The 16,086-nt window shown below is 45.6% G+C and carries 12 protein-coding genes and 1 pseudogene; 8 read left to right on the forward strand and 5 right to left on the reverse strand.

Translation table 11 applies throughout. The features are described from left to right. Positions 1–194: 194 nt before the first annotated feature. Entirely contained in the window at positions 195–572 is a 378-nt protein-coding gene (locus QTN95_RS13605) for a transporter (protein WP_138971174.1), read from the reverse strand. A 215-nt stretch (positions 573–787) separates the two neighbouring features. Then, positions 788–3,133: a helicase-related protein gene (locus QTN95_RS13610; protein ID WP_331417850.1), complete on the reverse strand. Its 2,346-nt coding sequence runs from the start codon at positions 3,131–3,133 to the stop codon at positions 788–790. Positions 3,134–3,291: 158 nt separating this feature from the next. On the opposite strand from QTN95_RS13610, the gene QTN95_RS13615 reads away from it, so the two are divergent. From QTN95_RS13615 to QTN95_RS13625, 3 genes are all read left to right on the forward strand, one after another. Next, positions 3,292–4,980, forward strand: coding sequence for an NAD-dependent malic enzyme (locus QTN95_RS13615; protein WP_138971173.1), 1,689 nt, complete (start codon positions 3,292–3,294; stop codon positions 4,978–4,980). Positions 4,981–5,114: 134 nt separating this feature from the next. Next, positions 5,115–5,435 (forward strand): DUF3392 domain-containing protein, encoded by a 321-nt coding sequence (locus QTN95_RS13620; protein ID WP_331417842.1) that lies wholly within the window; start codon positions 5,115–5,117, stop codon positions 5,433–5,435. Continuing rightward, positions 5,435–6,190, forward strand: coding sequence for a SanA/YdcF family protein (locus QTN95_RS13625; RefSeq protein ID WP_331417843.1), 756 nt, complete (start codon positions 5,435–5,437; stop codon positions 6,188–6,190). Before QTN95_RS13620 ends, QTN95_RS13625 begins: the two co-directional genes overlap by 1 nt. Here QTN95_RS13625 and QTN95_RS13630 read toward each other — a convergent pair. Then, on the reverse strand, positions 6,180–7,481 hold the full coding sequence (locus QTN95_RS13630) for a GGDEF domain-containing protein (protein WP_331417844.1): 1,302 nt from the start codon (positions 7,479–7,481) through the stop codon (positions 6,180–6,182). The two genes, QTN95_RS13625 and QTN95_RS13630, sit on opposite strands and share 11 nt — an antisense overlap. Positions 7,482–7,743: 262 nt before the next feature. Between QTN95_RS13630 and QTN95_RS13635 the strand changes: the two genes are divergently transcribed. Continuing rightward, the gene (locus QTN95_RS13635; protein ID WP_331417845.1) at positions 7,744–8,568 is read left to right on the forward strand and encodes a DUF2797 domain-containing protein; all 825 of its coding nucleotides are present in this window, start codon (positions 7,744–7,746) and stop codon (positions 8,566–8,568) included. A 43-nt stretch (positions 8,569–8,611) separates the two neighbouring features. On the opposite strand, the gene QTN95_RS13640 is transcribed toward QTN95_RS13635, so the two are convergent. Both QTN95_RS13640 and QTN95_RS13645 read right to left on the reverse strand, forming a co-directional pair. Next, entirely contained in the window at positions 8,612–9,847 is a 1,236-nt protein-coding gene (locus QTN95_RS13640) for a cysteine desulfurase-like protein (protein ID WP_331417846.1), read from the reverse strand. Then, positions 9,831–10,487 (reverse strand): 2OG-Fe dioxygenase family protein, encoded by a 657-nt coding sequence (locus tag QTN95_RS13645; RefSeq protein WP_331417847.1) that lies wholly within the window; start codon positions 10,485–10,487, stop codon positions 9,831–9,833. Before QTN95_RS13645 ends, QTN95_RS13640 begins: the two co-directional genes overlap by 17 nt. 402 nt (positions 10,488–10,889) lie before the next feature. On the opposite strand from QTN95_RS13645, the gene trxB reads away from it, so the two are divergent. The 4 genes and pseudogenes from trxB to QTN95_RS13665 all read left to right on the forward strand — a co-directional run. Next, positions 10,890–11,852, forward strand: coding sequence for a thioredoxin-disulfide reductase (gene trxB, locus QTN95_RS13650; protein ID WP_138971168.1), 963 nt, complete (start codon positions 10,890–10,892; stop codon positions 11,850–11,852). A 112-nt stretch (positions 11,853–11,964) separates the two neighbouring features. Next, complete coding sequence (cydD, locus tag QTN95_RS13655; RefSeq protein ID WP_331417848.1) at positions 11,965–13,752, forward strand: heme ABC transporter permease/ATP-binding protein CydD; 1,788 nt, start codon at positions 11,965–11,967, stop codon at positions 13,750–13,752. Continuing rightward, complete coding sequence (cydC, locus tag QTN95_RS13660; RefSeq protein WP_331417849.1) at positions 13,745–15,466, forward strand: heme ABC transporter ATP-binding protein/permease CydC; 1,722 nt, start codon at positions 13,745–13,747, stop codon at positions 15,464–15,466. The genes cydD and cydC overlap by 8 nt, the downstream gene beginning before the upstream one ends. 251 nt (positions 15,467–15,717) lie before the next feature. Next, positions 15,718–16,086: pseudogene (locus QTN95_RS13665) on the forward strand (formylglycine-generating enzyme family protein); the annotation flags it as partial.

Consider the following 16,086-nt stretch of genomic DNA (forward strand, 5'->3'; position numbering starts at 1 on the left):
TAAGTCTAAGGTCTGCACTGACTGAACAAAAATGGAGATATTGGGCGATTGCCTTACAATAGTTGTTGGCAAATATTGTAAGTAAAATATAGAACAGTTCACTGGCAAGTTACTGAGTGAATTGTAAGAATTATGATCCGTCACGCGCATTATTGAGCAGATAGTAAAAAAGATCTCATGCGAGATCTTTTTATTTAAAACTTAACCATTAATTCATCTTGTGACAAACTGACGATTTCAGCGTGAGACTTAACGCGTAGCCGTTCGATTTGTTCATTATCGAGCTCATATGGCATAACGAGCTTGAGTTCTTCGACCCCCTCAAGTTTAGCCAGTTTGAGCAAAGTGATAATATTTGACTCGTCACTGCGGTTAGCAGACAGCGACTTCATGGCTTGATCCCACAAGCGATCTTCTACCGATAGAGTCTCTTTAATCGTATCCTTCCACGCTAGGCTGAATATCGGAGCAAACGTGCTCATCGCTTCGAGAAAGGTCCATTTTTTACTGCACGAAGCACCGAGAAAAGAGGTATAGTCGAATACAACACTTGTCTTGCCCAGATGTTCCATATCATCCCCCGTAATATCGGCAACACAGTGTACTAAATATCCTAGATCACTCCTTATATAGCAATAGGATATAAAACAATAGTCTTTTATGCCCTAAATTTGTTTGAAAAAGCTATATAAAAACCAATACGGTAACAAAATGTGTACAATCCAGAGATATAAGAGACCGGTTGCTTAATATTTTGGATACCAAATAATATCCTGTAGTTTCAGCACTATTTGATGTCCACTATCTTGCTCGCCTTTTTGTACTGGATTCTCCAGCCCTTCCATTTCGGCAGTTCCCAACGCTTTGGATACCCTTTGCGTAGTCCATCGCGGTAAATCACATAAACCAACTTTTTGTCGACAAGATATTCAACATCTAAGTTTAAATCACCCAACGACAACTCAAACGGATAGGCATCCGCGAAATCCTGATATTCCCAGTAAGGAATGCCTTTAAATACAAAATCCTCTGCGGAAAATAATTCCAACTCAGAAATGTCAGAAAGCTCTAATAGGGTCAGTTGCTCAGTAAACCAGTGGTCGAAGTCCAACTCACTTATATCAACCTTTTGCTCCGATAAGCCGAGCGAAACATACAATTTCCAATGTTCTATCTCTTTGTGCCGCTGTTTTGCCAAACCTAGCAAATATTGGTCATTTTTCACTGCTTGCAACATTGGCTTAATGGCAAACTCTCCCGTTGCAGGCTCATAGCGGGTTGCGATAACTCGCCCTGCATAGACAAGTTGCATCTCAATCATTGGTGTGTCGCTTAGCTCGGTGACTTCTCCTTGCTGCCAATCTCCTAAATCCATCGATTGCAGAGTCTTTAACGCTATCGGCATAGTAAAGGTCGCTAAATTGAGCGTCTGTTTTACCCCTCTTCCCGGTAAGCTGTGGGTATCCAGTACCAATGCGGCTTGGTGTTTATCTTGGAAACGGCTTTCTCGTCCAAGAATCACTTCCATTAATCCATTGCCTAGCGCTTCTGTTCTTTTCATTCGACGCACAAACACCAGCTCGGGGTGCAATCGCGCAATCGCTTCGACCAAATCCTGATGAGAATAACGTGATGCGACGTCAAGTTGCGGTAATTCAAATGCTGCTCGCATCTGCTCTGACAACATAACTGCCTCTTTCAATACATCTTGATCAACCTTAATGGCGGGGTAGCGATTTCCTCTAAGCAAGCCAATCGCCAACTGAGCATCACACCCTAGAGGTTCTTGTTGAAGAAGTTGCTCAAGTTGTTCTTCATCGTTTGATAAACGGTATAACGTTGCAGGGGTAGCGACGACTGAAGTCAAATCAACCATCGCTTCTTGCAAGGCTCTACTCGGCATGCGGGTAACAAGATCTGCGTACAAAGCATCAATAGGAAGAGGATAGATACGTTGGCCATGCTCAGTCGCCAGACCTTGGCTGTTTATCGCCCCCATTTGTTCTAGGGTTGAGTGTGCCTGCGCAACAGACTTCTCCGGTAGAGGTTCAATAAATGTCAGTGCCGTTAATGCTCGACCACAACTTGCGGAGGCCAGCATCGCTTCGGTCAAAGATTCTCGATGCATTTCTGGTGGCGTCACTTCCGCTAATGCGGCATGTTCACCATATAAGCGGATACAGAGACCATCCATAACGCGACCCGCTCGACCACTACGCTGTTTGGCACTCGCTTTAGAAATGTGTTTTAAGCTTAATGCGGTACGACCATTGCGTTGTTCGGTTCGTCTTTCCAGACCCGAGTCTATCACCGCAGCAATGTTTGCAATGGTCAGAGACGTTTCGGCCACATTGGTCGCCAGTACGACCTTTTTGTAAGACTGAGGATTGAGTGCGAGATCTCTTTGCTGGTCAGTAACCGAAGCGTGCAAAGGTAGCGCAACAACCCCTTCAATGGAGGATAACTTACTTTGACACTGAGTAATCTCTTTACGCCCAGGTAAAAAAACCAGAATGTCCCCATCCACATCCAGAAGTGCCATCACTTCTTGTTTGACTCTTTCATCCAATTGACGAGCATCAGGCAACTGGCGAGAGTCGCCAGCACGATGACCAATGGCGACATCAAAGTTGCGGCCTTTCGCTTGCAGTCGCTTTGCTCCGACATAACGCGCCAGTTTTTCACCTTCAATAGTCGCTGACGTGATCACTAAGCGATGACGTTGTGCCTCTCTGAGCAGAGCAACCAGTAAGTCGGTATCCCAACGCCGCTCATGAAATTCATCGACAATAATAGTGCTAAAGCCTGCCAGTTGATTCTCACTATACCAACGCAGTGCGACACCTGGAGTAACAAATACGATTTGAGTCTCGTCGTCGCAACGCGTCTCCAACTTGATCGCATACCCAACAGACTGACCAATCGGCTGTTGCTTTTGTTCAGCAAGAAACTGAGCTAACGAGGTACAAGCAATTCTACGTGGTTCAATCACCAATACTCGTCCATTTTCAGCCGCCCACAAGGGCAAACGAGTCGATTTTCCTGAGCCAGTTTCAGCCTCTACAATCAGATGATGTGCCGATATCTCTTCTAAGAATTCGGATTTAAGGGTATCTATCGGTAAGCTGAACATACTTCGCTGAACATTTGGCATTAAAACGCCAAATTATATACGCAAACTTTACCAGAATGCAGGAATATTCAGTTTACAATAAGACAACGAATCCCTATCATTTTTAGGTTCCGAGTTCCAAAGGTCTAGAGACCCCTCCACCCTACTTAAGGCAAGTGATGAATAACGATAAACGCCCTTTATACATTCCTTATGCTGGCCCTGCTCTGCTTAGTACGCCGTTGCTAAACAAAGGCAGTGCTTTTAGCGCACAGGAAAGAAGATCTTTTAACCTTGAAGGTTTATTGCCTGAAAATACTGAAACGATTCAAGAGCAAGTAGAGCGTGCGTATCAACAATATTGCAGCTTTGAAAGCGATATGGATAAGCACATCTACCTGCGTAACATTCAAGACACGAACGAAACGCTTTTCTACCGACTGGTTCAAAATCACATTACAGAGATGATGCCTATCATCTACACACCAACCGTTGGTGCTGCGTGTGAAAACTTCTCGAATATCTATCGCCGTGGACGTGGTCTGTTTGTGTCTTACGCAAACCGCGATCGCATTGACGACATCCTTAACAACGCTTCTAACCACAATGTCAAGGTTATCGTTGTGACTGATGGTGAACGTATTCTTGGTCTCGGTGACCAAGGTATCGGTGGTATGGGGATTCCAATTGGTAAGCTGGCTCTATATACCGCGTGTGGTGGTATCAGCCCTGCTTACACCCTTCCAATCGTACTCGATGTGGGCACTAACAACCCACAAAGACTTGCCGACCCAATGTACATGGGCTGGCGTCATCCTCGTATTACTGGGGCTGAATATGATGCATTTGTTGAAGAGTTCATGCAGGCCGTTCAACGCCGTTGGCCAGAAGCACTAATCCAGTTTGAAGACTTCGCACAAAAAAATGCCATGCCGCTTTTGGAGCGCTACAAAAATCGCGTTTGTTGCTTCAACGACGATATTCAAGGTACCGCAGCGGTTACTGTCGGTTCGCTACTGGCAGCTTGTAAAGCGGCGGGAAGTCTGCTTTCAGAACAGCGCATTACCTTCTTAGGTGCGGGTTCGGCAGGTTGTGGTATCGCTGAAGCTATCATCGCGCAAATGGTCTCTGAAGGGATCAGCGACGAGCAAGCTCGTTCACAAGTATTTATGGTCGACCGTTGGGGTCTGCTACAAGAAGGCATGCCAAATCTACTCGACTTCCAACAACGTCTTGTTCAAAAGCACGTCAACACGGCTGATTGGCAAACTGACAGCAACGGATATTCTTTGTTGGATGTTATGCGTAATGCTAAGCCAACAGTTCTTGTCGGTGTTTCAGGTGCGCCTGGCCTATTTAGTGAAGAAGTGATTAAAGAGATGCACAAACACTGTGCTCGTCCTATCGTCTTCCCACTTTCGAATCCGACAAGTCGAGTGGAAGCCACTCCTAGCGACATTATTCGCTGGACTAACGGTGAAGCGCTAGTCGCAACAGGTAGCCCATTTGATCCTGTGGTTCACGAAGGTAAAACTTACCCGATTGCTCAGTGTAACAATAGCTACATCTTCCCTGGTATCGGTTTAGGTGTATTGGCGGTACAAGCGAAACGTGTCACTGATGAGATGCTTATGGAATCAAGCCGTGCGCTTGCGACCTGTTCACCACTCGCGATTAACGGCCAAGGTGCACTTTTACCACCTCTTGAAGCGATTCACTCGGTATCGAAGAAGATTGCTTTTGCGGTGGCGAAGAAAGCCATCGAGCAAGGCGTTGCATTAGAGATCCCAGACGAAGCACTAGAAGAAGCAATCGACGCCTCTTTCTGGCAGCCAGTTTACCGTCGCTACAAACGCACTGCATTCTAAACAAATTTAAAAGCCCAGCTACGCTGGGTTTTTTTATTCCTGCCACAAAAGTGAACTCTCAGCTCAACCACGCTGGACATCCTCACATTACTTCGTGCTATTCTCGCTAAATCACCATTATCTAACGTACTTAAATGGAATACTTGAATATGTTTGGGGGTTACCTTAGCCCCTACCTCAGCGAAATTTCGACGGCGCTTATCGCCTGTACTTTGGTTATGGCAGGTGGCGAGATTAATGCACTGTTGAGACGTCTATTAAGAAACTACAACTTCGCGCTGAGAACGATCGCTTTTGTCTTGATTAACGCATTTGGTTACGGCTTAATCATTGTTAAGGCAACCCCTTACCTGTCTCGGACATTACGTGGGCTCGATGCTGGCATCATGTTTACCATCGTTTTGTTTTGCTTCACAATTATTGGTCTATGGGCGCAAAGGAACCGACAAATTTAGTGCGTAAACTCTTCCATCGTGACAAGCCAGCTAAAACTTGGTTAAGTCGCATGCTCAAACTCATCGCTTGGCTTCCGGCTGTTTTTGTCGCCGTGTCTGCGGCGCTGTTTGTGGTTGATCGATGGGTGTCATATCAGGCGAGACACCAAGTCTTTACTCAACCACAGCAAATCGAACAATTTGATGTTGCGGTGGTTTTAGGCACCAGCAAGTATTTGGGCAAGGTGCTCAATGAGTATTACACCAACCGCATCAATGCGGCGATTGAGTTGTATCAACAAGGAAAAGTTAGCCACTTTTTACTAAGTGGTGATAATGCGCATCGCTCATACAATGAACCATGGACGATGAAACGCGATTTGCTCAGAGCTGGCATCCCTGAGGATCGGATCTTTTTAGATTATGCCGGCTTTCGAACACTAGACTCAGTTGTGCGCGCTAAAGAGATTTTTGACACGGATAATTTTCTGATTATCTCGCAGAAGTTCCACTGTGAACGTGCCTTGTTTATCGCCAACTCTCACGATATTAATGCGAAATGTTTTGCTGTCGCTGGACCGTCTCGACATTCGGGATTACAGGTGCGAGTGCGTGAAGTCTTTGCCCGTACAAAAGCGTTTTTGGACATCTACATCATTCACGCTCAGCCTAAATTTTTAGGTCCGAAAGAGCCGATTATAAAATCGACTCAAGCAGACCTAGATGAGAACGAAATGAGCGATGGGCAGGATACAAACCAACAGCTTACTGATTAAAAACGACCTTATTTCGACCTTGTCGTTTCGCCATATAAAGGGCTTCATCGGCTCGCGTTAACATTTCATTTGGTCGTTCATCACCAAGCGAAGCGACGCCAATACTGGCGGTCAAGGGATCGCCATGCACCCAAAGATGCGACTCGACTCTATGGCGTATCTTCTCAGCCAGTTCAGTGGCCTCTTTTGAGCAAAGCCCTGGGCAAAAGACCACAAACTCTTCCCCGCCCCAACGCACTAACCTTTCACTTGCGCTCAATGCGCTAAGAACGACCATGGTGAACTCTCTTAATATATCGTCACCCATTGCGTGTCCGTACTTATCATTCACCGCTTTGAAGTGGTCTATATCCAAATAAAGCGCTGAAAGGCGTTTTCCATCGACGCGATTCTTTACGTAGTTGCTTTCTAACCAGTCACGAATCGAATGTCTATTCATTGCTCCAGTCAGAGCATCACGGTTAGCTAACTCAGCAAAGTGGACATTTTGCTCCTTTAGGTGGCGGTTTAACTTGCGAAGGTGATCTTGGCGATACTGGGATTGTTGGATGATCTGGCGGCCACGTTTGATTTCAAGCATGCTATAAACCAATGCCAGTGCAACCCAAAAGACCAGCAAACCAAGCAACAATTCTTCGCCATCAATGTAGTTACCAACAAACTCAATACTATTAACCTGTAGCCTGTAATCGCCTTGAGAGTGTCCAGAGCCAGTAGCAAACTCGACTTTGACCACATTTGAGAATTCAGGAGCTGAATGCGCGATTGGAATTTGATTGTCACTCAGCCACCAAGTTAAAACCTGTAAATTGGCAATCGGAATCTCTATCGCGCCACCCTTGATTCCTGGAGTATATTCCAGCCCGTTGTATTTGAATGAATACTCATTGTCTGCTGTCGAATAAGCGGGATTGTAGTTTCTGAGGTAGATCCGTAGCGATGGGGACTTGTCAGCATTAAGTTGCTCGAAATCAACATCAAGTTTTATGGTATGAAAGCCTTCTAAGTCCATACCACTAGCTATGGAGTCACCAACGGTAATCGATATGCCACAATAGGGCCAAGGATATAAATCGCCTTTCGCCAAATGGCACTCTAGCAAGGCTTTCTCATTCTCTATGTTGAGTGAAGACGTCGATACCCCACCCTGTAACTGATCGTTGGTTGCAGCGAAGGTAAACTGTGCGGGGGTTATCTTAACGACGCGCTCATCACCATGCATCCAAAATAATTGAACGACAAGTAAGGTTATAGCAACCAAGGTGAAGATAGCTTTATGTATAACTTTCAATAGAACAATCCGTTTTGGCAGTTAACTCGACCCATTAAATGACACTAAACTCAATTAATAATAAGATCTTGCTTCCATTTTACCTTATTTTAAACATCACTTAGCGGCAAAATATTTGATATGCCTCTTAAAGTGGTCGCGTCACACCCCCAATGTCTAAACACCGTCCGACGTTTGAACCGAAGTCATTTGGCTAAAAAAGTGTTACACTCAAACGCTAAAAACAACGAGGATTCAACCTCGAATAAAGAAGAGCACTGTCATGTCTTTAATCGCCAAAGGTACGCTGAGTAAAATGCGTGCCTCTCTAGAAAATACCGTTAGTTATCGACTGCCTGTCGGCGAAGAGCTCGTCGACTTAACGCCTTTTATCGGCCAAACGCTGACCCTGACGCACACAGGAAACATCTTCTGCTGTTCTTGCGGTAAGAAGACCAAGAAGAGCTACTCACAAGGTCACTGCTTTGTATGTATGAAGAAGCTCGCAAGCTGCGATATGTGCATAATGAAGCCAGAAACCTGCCACTACGACCAAGGCACATGTCGTGAACCTCAGTGGGGTGAAGAGAACTGTATGGTCGACCACTATGTTTACTTGTCAAACACATCAAGTCTGAAAGTCGGCATTACGCGCCATACTCAAATTCCAACTCGTTGGATTGACCAAGGCGCCACTCAAGGTCTACCTATTTTTAAAGTGAAAACACGCCATATTTCGGGACTGATCGAGGTAGAGTTGGCGAAGCACATCGCCGATAAAACCAACTGGCGAACTCTGCTAAAGGGTGATGGCGAGCCTATGGCTCTGGAGCAACGTTTTTTAGAGCTGTTGCCTCTGGTCGAGGATAAAATTACTGAGATAAAACAACAGTTTGGTGACGACGCTATTGAAGTGCTTAGCCGTGATATCACCACCATTAGCTATCCAGTGGAGCAACACCCCAGCAAGATAACTTCGCATAACTTTGATAAAAACCCCGAAGTCAGCGGCGTTTTACAAGGGATCAAAGGCCAATATATGATTTTCGATACTGGCGTGATTAACATTCGTAAATTCACCTCATACGAAGTTGAAGTTACGGCTTAAACAGAAAAGACCTCCAACCGGAGGTCTTTTTAATTTAGGTCGATTAATGGGTAAGAATTGCTTTCAGTTCATCAAACAGAATGTCCACTTCTTCTAATGTGTTGTAGTGCATAAAGCCAATTCGTACTACCCCACCTGTCGACTCGAGACCTAACTGCCTGACTAATCCGAGTGCGTAGAAATGCCCATTCCAGACACAAATGTTACGCTCACCAAGCTTCTTCGCTACCTCTTCAGGCGTATGTTGATCGAAGGTCAAGGCGAAAGTCGGTGTTCTCTTTTGGCTATCTGCCTCATTGCGCCCTAACAAGATGACGCCATCTAATTCTGACAACCTAACCAGAACCCTTTCGTTGATCGCAGACTCGTGTTGATTGTACTGCTTGTAGGAGTCAATCAAGCGATTTCTCAGCGAGTCGCCATCCTTACCCCATTGAGCTAGGTATCTCACCGCCGCAACTACTCCGGCTAGACCTTCAAAACTTTGCGTACCTGTCTCAAAACGACCAGGCCCCACATTCGTTGCTGGTTCAACTTTGTACGGTTTCAACGTATTTAGCCATTTAGGCGCGACATAGGCAATCCCAACGTGCGGTCCAAAAAACTTGTACGCTGAGCAAGCAAGAAAATCACAACCAAGTTGTTGGACATCAACCAAATGATGGGGTGCATAATGTACCGCATCAATATAGACCATCGCATCCACAGCATGTGCCGCTTCAATGACACGCTGCATATCGACGATTGAACCCGTCGTATTTGACGCGAAAGTTAATGCTACCAAGGTCGTCTTATCGTTAATAAGAGAGATAAGATGATCGATATCTAGGCTACAGTCCGACTCCTCAACACGAGCTTGTCGAACAACAACCCCTTTGTCTTCTGCTGCTTGCTGCCAGCTTGATACATTCGAGTAATGATCTAATGCGGTAACAACCACTTCATCCCCGGCCTTCCAATCGCGGCTTATAGCACGACTTAATTGGAACGTGAGTGACGTCATATTGGCACCGAAGACAATATTATCGCTCGATTCAGCATTGACCAAAGCCTGAGCATGCTCGCGAGCTTGCTTCATTAAGTCGGTAGTATTGCGGCTAGAGAAATAGTGTCCACCCAAGTTGGAATTGAAGAATCCAAGATAAGCGGTCATCGCATCCAGTACTGATTGAGGTACTTGAGAGCCACCTGGGCCATCAAGAAATAGTACTGGTAAGTCATTATGAGTCTGATTAAGAGCGCTAAACTGCGCTCTTACTAAATTAGGAGTGAAGCTCATTCACTGCATCCTTCGCGGTTAGAACAAATACATCCATATAGCCTTCTTGGCCTTCGATTACAGAGCGGATTGGCTGAGCGTTATGCCATAGCTTGTCGTCAGCGAGCATTGCGACCTCACCACTTTGTAAAACCTTGCGGAAAAATGGCGCTTCATTGAAGCTGTTGTAAAGCATGATATCGCCACCTTCGATATTGTGACGCCCCATGCCAACAAGCGCGATATGCTCAAATCCGTCTTGGTGAACACCTTCAGGAGCGACTTGTGTCTCATCGTAAATAGCTGAAATACGGATCTGATGAATTTCAATCTCATGCTCATTAGTCAGATTGTTTGAAGAAACAAAGAGCTGACACATCTCGCGCATACCATCACTGTTTAGAGTGCTCTCTTCAATAGGTTCAAACTGTCTGACAACGTTGCCTTGAAAACGGTTAATGTCGTCCGTTTGCATAAATTCATTTTTGCCCAAATCGACTACTTCGCCATCTCGAAAAGAGACAACGGAATAACGTCTTAAGCGGAATTTACCATCGGCATGTTCTGTGTGCGGAAGCTGAGTAAACGATGGTGCAAGCTGAGCAATCGCCGTATCGCTAAGTTTGGTGAGTTGAAGGGTAGTTTCACGCTGATGTAACATCATCATCTCCTTAATGAATGTACATACCTATAATATGATTAACATCTTGTTCACATTCATTATTTGCGCACTTGTATTGTAAGATCAACTTTTTTTAGCATTTCAATCCAACATAAATGAATATAAAGAACTTTTATCCATTAAAGTAATTTAAATCAGACAATTCGACCAGATTTAAAAAGCGAGGATTGAAAATATTAGACGACTTCACTATCACACTAGGAATACCTTTTAAACTTCAACAGGTTATATCAACCACTCGCCACACAAAATGTAACGATTGCGTTCTAACCTATAACCAATTATTCCTGTTTTCACGCTTGCTAACTCTTTCAAAGCCCCCATATATTCCATACAATCGAGACAAACTACATAAAAAGCGTCACCGCTAATGGAGCACAAATGAGCGACGTCAAACATAGCAATCTTCTTATTCTTGGCTCTGGTCCTGCTGGCTACACTGCAGCCGTTTATGCTGCGCGTGCAAACCTAAAACCAGTTTTGATTACTGGCATGCAGCAAGGTGGTCAATTAACCACGACCACTGAGGTAGAAAACTGGCCTGGTGATCCTGAGGGTCTGACTGGACCAAACCTTATGGAACGCATGAAAGAACACGCAGAGCGTTTTGAAACCGAGATTTTGTTTGACCACATTAATCAGGTTGATCTCAGCCAACGCCCTTTCCGTCTTATTGGCGACAACGGTGAATACACTTGTGACGCTCTGATCATTTCCACTGGTGCTTCGGCTAAATATCTTGGCCTAGAGTCAGAAGAAGCATTTAAAGGGCGTGGAGTTTCCGCTTGTGCGACCTGCGATGGGTTCTTCTATCGCAACCAGAAAGTCGCTGTGGTTGGTGGTGGTAACACCGCTGTTGAAGAAGCGCTCTATCTATCAAATATCGCTTCAGAGGTTCACCTGATTCATCGCCGTGATACTTTCAGAGCAGAGAAGATTCTGATCAATCGTCTGATGGATAAAGTCGCAAACGGCAACATCGTTTTACACACTGATCGAACTCTAGAGGAAGTGGTTGGCGATGATATGGGCGTGACGGGTGTGCGTATCAAAGATACTCAGTCAGAGTCTGTTGAGCAGATTGACGTGATGGGTGCCTTCATTGCGATTGGCCACCAGCCAAACACAGCCATTTTCGAAGGCCAACTTGAGATGAAAGACGGCTATATTGTTGTTCAGTCTGGTTTGGAGGGCAATGCAACACAAACCAGCATTGCCGGCGTTTTTGCCGCTGGAGATGTGATGGATCACAACTATCGTCAAGCCATCACCTCTGCGGGTACCGGTTGTATGGCCGCTCTTGATGCAGAACGCTATTTGGATGCGTTGGCAGATAGTAAATAATATTTTTCACTTTTGGCTCAAATCCTTAAAGCCCTGCGGTGTTACCGCGGGGCTTTCTTTTGTATAATGCGCAGTTCTAATTGCTAATAATAATTCTCATTAAGCCTTCACAATGGATAAAAAGAAACAACGCAGCTTGAATCAATGGCTCAAGCAGCAAAGTAAGCTCGCCAAACGCTGGCTTATGGTCGCTGTCGGTCTTGGCGTTCTTTCAAGCATTTTTCTATTGGCTCAAGCCGCCCTGCTTGCAACCATACTGCATCAGTTGATTATCGAGCATGTCGATAAGTACACGTTAGTGCCTCACTTTTTTGGTCTCGCCGCTATCGTAGCCATACGTGCCCTCTGCTCATGGGGACGTGAAATTGCGGGGTACCGTTGTGGTGAACAAATTCGTATCTATATTCGCCAACTCATCTTAGACAAATTACGCGAACTGGGGCCTGCTTATATCAAAGGTAAACCAGCGGGTGCATGGGCAACGCTACTCTTAGAACAAGTAGAAGATATGCATGACTTCTTTGCGCGCTATTTGCCGCAGATGTCGTTGTCAGTCTTGATTCCGTTCGTCATTTTGATCGTCGTCTTCCCCGTTAACTGGGCTGCTGGACTCATTTTTCTAATTACTGCACCGCTAGTGCCATTATTTATGGCTTTGGTCGGTATGAAAGCGGCTGACGCAAACCGTAAAAACTTTAAAGCATTGCAACGTTTATCCGGGCACTTTTACGACCGTCTTCAATCAATGACGACCATCCGTTTGTTTGATAGAACTAAGGCAGAAACAGAAGTGATGCGCGGTGCGTCAGAAGTGTTTCGTACCCGAACCATGGACGTACTTAGAATTGCCTTCCTGTCATCTGCTGTGCTTGAGTTTTTCACCTCAATCTCAATCGCACTGACAGCCGTTTACTTTGGCTTCGCCTTTATCGGTGAGTTGAACTTTGGCGATTACGGCACGGGGGTCACTCTGTTTGCTGGGCTGTTTATTCTGATCCTCGCCCCTGAGTTTTATCAGCCTCTTCGTGATCTAGGCACTTTCTACCACGCTAAACAGCAAGCAGTGGGCGCTGCAGAGAGCATTGTTGAATTTATTGAAATTGACGTAGAGACTGTCCGTTCTGGTAGTCAGACGCTCGCTGATAATGACGCTATCACTATTCGCGCAACGGATCTTGAAGTCTTCTCTCCTGAAGGGACGAAACTATTAGGCCCTGTCAGCTTTGAACTCACGGCGTGTCAAACTACGGCGTTAGTCGGGCCTAGCGGTGCAGGTAAAACGTCGCTAATCAACGCTATTTTAGGCTTCTTGCCTTACAGTGGTTCGTTGACCATCAATAATATTGAACGTACTGAGATTGATCTCGCTAACTGGCGTCAAAACATCAGTTGGGTCGGACAAAACCCACTTTTATTGCACGGCACCATTCGTGACAACATCACGCTGGGCAAATCCAACGTCAGTGAAGAAAGCGTTCAGCGTGCACTGGAAGAGTCCTTCTCGGCTGAATTTGTTAACCAACACGGTTTAGATTATGCGGTTTCCGATCGTTCGGGTGGTTTGTCCGTCGGTCAGGCTCAGCGCCTAGCACTTGCACGTGCCATGATTCAAAACGGTCAGTTTTGGTTACTCGATGAGCCTACAGCGAGCTTAGATGCAAGAAGTGAACGCTTAGTCATTCAAGGTTTACAAAACCAAATAGAAAACAAAACGGCGCTAATGGTGACACATCAACTGACGCCACTTCAGAATGTAGAACAAATCCTTGTGATGCGTGACGGCTTAATTGTTCAAAGCGGTAGCTTTGCTCAGTTGGCTCAACAACAAGGGCTTTTCCAAGAAATGCTCAGTGCCAATCAGGCACTTAACCAAGCGAATAAGGGGAATCTTGATGCGTGAACTCCTTCCCTACCTCAAACTGTATAAGAAGCATTGGTTCGGCCTATCGCTCGGGATGTTGCTTGCGTTCCTGACTCTTGCTGCTTCTATCGGCTTATTGACCTTGTCTGGTTGGTTTTTATCCGCCGCCGCAATCGCGGGATTGACGATTGCACGCGAGACCTTCAACTACATGTTGCCGGGCGCCTTTGTTCGTGGTTTTGCTATGGGCAGAACCGCAGGACGCTGGGGGGAACGCGTAGTGAGTCACAACGCGACCTTTAAGCTCCTAACCGACTTACGTATTTTCTTCTTTTCCAAGCTTGCTCCACTCATTCCGGGCCGCGTATCAAACCTACGTGACGCTGACTTACTTAACCGTTTGGTTGCCGACATCGACGCCATGGATCATGTCTACCTAAGACTTGTTAGTCCAATGATCGTCGGTACGCTAGGTATATTAGGCCTTACAGCGCTAGTAAGTTGGTTTGACGCCGAACTTGGTATGACATTAGGGGCGATTCTTTTTGCCCTGCTAGTTACTTGGCCGATACTTTTTTATAAGTTGGGCAAACGAAATGGTAGCGAGCTAACACAAAATAAAGCTGAGCTTCGTATTTCGACCTTAGACTGGCTTCAAGGTTACAGTGAGCTAACCCTATTCGGTGCAGAGCAACGTTACCGTGAGGCTATCTTGAGCACTCAAGAAAAGCTGCTGAAGAACCAGTTCTTTAACGCCCATTTCTCTGGCCTTGCACAAGCTCTACTACTACTTGCTAATGGCTGGACAATTATATTGATGCTTTGGCTTGCTGCTGATGGCGTCGGCGGAAATACGCCAGATCCAATGATCGCCTTAGTTGCCTTCGCAACGATGGCGAGTGTCGAGCTACTCATGCCTATCGCAGGCGCATTCCAGCATTTAGGTCAGACTCTTACCTCTGCTCGCAGATTGAACGATATTATTCTCTCTGAACCAGATGTCCAATTCCCGGAGCATAGCGATAGTCATAAACAAGCATTTTCGATTGAGTATCAGAGTGTCTCTTTCAGCTACCCAGATACAGAAAGCGAAGTGCTTAAAAAGATTAGCCTTAACATACCGGCCAAACACCGTATTGCTGTCGTTGGTCAGACGGGATCGGGCAAGTCTACTCTGCTCCAATTACTAAACCGTTATTGGGATGTAAAGCAGGGTGAGATTAAAATCGCTGGAATGCCAATTCAAAAGTGGAGCGAAAGCGACCTTCGCAAGGCAATCAGTGTGGTCAGCCAGCGGGTCGATATCCTAAACGGCTCTTTGCGAGACAACCTGATCATGGCTAAACCACAAGCAAATGACGATGAACTGGCACAGGTATTAACTCAGGTCGGATTAGCCAAGCTGCTCAATGATACCGGGTTAGATACTTGGCTTGGCGATGGCGGTCGTCAGTTATCGGGTGGAGAAAAACGTCGAGTGGGTATTGCTCGTGCATTACTTCATAACGCCCCCATTTTACTGCTTGACGAACCAACTGAAGGGTTGGATAAGCAAACCGAACAGCAGATCATGCAGCTCTTTGAGCAACACTTCGTTGATAAAACAGTTGTCTTTATTACTCACCGCTTAGTTGATTTAGACAAGATGGACAGTATTTGTCTAATTGAACAAGGTGAAATTGTTGAACATGGTAGCCACAGGGAACTCCTCGCACAACAAGGTCGCTATTATCAACTCAGTCAAACTCTGTAGTCACATATCCTATACCGTCAAACATCAATGCTTGACGGTATTTTCCATCAACCGCCAATTGGCGCCACTTTTCATCGCAAAGCCAGCCGAGATAAGTTCATGGATTATTGACATAATACTCATAGCCGGAGAGTCCCCCCATAGTCCAAGGGTCACAGAAAAGGAAGGAAAATCACATTATTTTCTGGTCATTAACTTCATGTCACCTGCTTAGCCGCTTAAAATAAACAGCTAAATAATGAGGATTGATAATGAATTATAAATGGCTAGGTCTTCTCGGGGCGATTTCTTTATTGGCGGCATGCAATAGCGATATCGACATTTCCAGCGACGTGCTTTCTCAACAGCAGCTCAACACCATTATTAGTAATGTCAACAAACACTATCCAGATGCAGACAGCGAACTAAAACAAAAGATCGCCGAGGTCGCGGTAAAGTCGATTGAAAATATGGTGTTTGTCGAAGGTGGCGGTTTTATTATGGGCGACTTTCGTATGCCCTGCATGAACGACGATCTTAATCGCCCAGTCTGGACGCCGGAAGCAAGTTGTTACAGTCAGTTCTCGATCGTTGATCGCGGGGCGGATATTCAACATGAAGTCACCCTAAGCAGTTATTCG

Source organism: Vibrio sp. M260112, from assembly GCF_036533775.1.
GTDB lineage: Bacteria > Pseudomonadota > Gammaproteobacteria > Enterobacterales > Vibrionaceae > Vibrio.

Coding starts and splice junctions, on each gene's coding strand:
- QTN95_RS13610 (WP_331417850.1), bottom strand. CDS start 3,133: ATGTTCAGCTTACCGATAGATACCCTTAAATCCGAATTCTTAGAAGAG.
- trxB (WP_138971168.1), top strand. CDS start 10,890: ATGAGCGACGTCAAACATAGCAATCTTCTTATTCTTGGCTCTGGTCCT.
- QTN95_RS13640 (WP_331417846.1), bottom strand. CDS start 9,847: ATGAGCTTCACTCCTAATTTAGTAAGAGCGCAGTTTAGCGCTCTTAAT.
- QTN95_RS13615 (WP_138971173.1), top strand. CDS start 3,292: ATGAATAACGATAAACGCCCTTTATACATTCCTTATGCTGGCCCTGCT.
- cydD (WP_331417848.1), top strand. CDS start 11,965: ATGGATAAAAAGAAACAACGCAGCTTGAATCAATGGCTCAAGCAGCAA.
- QTN95_RS13620 (WP_331417842.1), top strand. CDS start 5,115: ATGGAATACTTGAATATGTTTGGGGGTTACCTTAGCCCCTACCTCAGC.
- QTN95_RS13605 (WP_138971174.1), bottom strand. CDS start 572: ATGGAACATCTGGGCAAGACAAGTGTTGTATTCGACTATACCTCTTTT.
- QTN95_RS13645 (WP_331417847.1), bottom strand. CDS start 10,487: ATGTTACATCAGCGTGAAACTACCCTTCAACTCACCAAACTTAGCGAT.
- cydC (WP_331417849.1), top strand. CDS start 13,745: ATGCGTGAACTCCTTCCCTACCTCAAACTGTATAAGAAGCATTGGTTC.
- QTN95_RS13635 (WP_331417845.1), top strand. CDS start 7,744: ATGTCTTTAATCGCCAAAGGTACGCTGAGTAAAATGCGTGCCTCTCTA.